Here is a 937-nt window from a genome sequence, read left to right on the forward strand (position 1 = left end):
GTCCGCATCATTCCAGACGATTTGTTCAGACATCTTCACGCTCCTGCGATTGGTGAAACTCCGCAATCTGCTCCATGTGTTGCCCAAGCTCGCGATACGTCGCGTAACGCTGTGCTCGCAATGTTTGCACTTTTGGTGTTGGTGAGTAGGTTTGACGAACAGGACTTGCCATCACGGCTTGTGCTGATTTAGTCGTCGGGTAAACGCCAGCTGCGACGGCTGCAAAAATCGCTGCCCCCAATGCGCAACATTGATCTGATTCGACCACGATGATGTCGCGACCAATCACATCGGCGCACATTTGCATCACGTAAGGGGATTTTTGCGCAATGCCACCAATGGCGATGACGCGTTCGACAGTGACATCTTGTTCTATAAAGCAATCGACGATCGCTTTTGCGCCATGCGCAGTGGATTCTACGAGTGCGGAGAAAATTGCAGGTGATGAGCTACCAAGGTTTAAGTCACAAATGGCACCTTTAAGACGCTGGTTTGCGTAAGGGGTTCGGCGGCCATTGAGCCAATCCATTGCAACCGGAGTATATTGGTCGATACCTTGCTGCTCGGCAGCTTGCGAGAGCATTGGCAAAAGTTCTGAAGCAACTTCTTCGGCAGTTAAGGCAAAGTCTGGATTGTGCTCGGCATAAGCCTGTAGTGGCCACATTAAGACGTTTTTGAACCAGGCATACATGTCGCCAAAAGCGGACTGTCCGGCTTCAAGTGCTAGCAACTCGGGTATGGCACTGCCTTCGACTTGACCACAAATACCATGAATAGTGCGGTCACCGACGTTTTGTGATTCAACCATCAAAATGTCACAGGTAGAAGTGCCAATGACTTTAACTAAATCGTTGGCACCAGCACCGGCACCAACGGCACCCATGTGGCAATCAAACTCGCCGATTGCAATCGCGATGCCTTCTGGTAAGCCTAATTT

1 protein-coding gene is annotated in these 937 nt (G+C 50.5%); it reads right to left on the reverse strand.

Annotated features, from left to right (window positions below):
* Positions 1–25: 25 nt before the first annotated feature.
* A partial coding sequence (locus R8O11_RS25760) for an FGGY-family carbohydrate kinase (protein ID WP_318194680.1) occupies positions 26–937 on the reverse strand: 912 nt, incomplete at its 5' end.

The organism is Vibrio sp. 1288, from assembly GCF_033344475.1.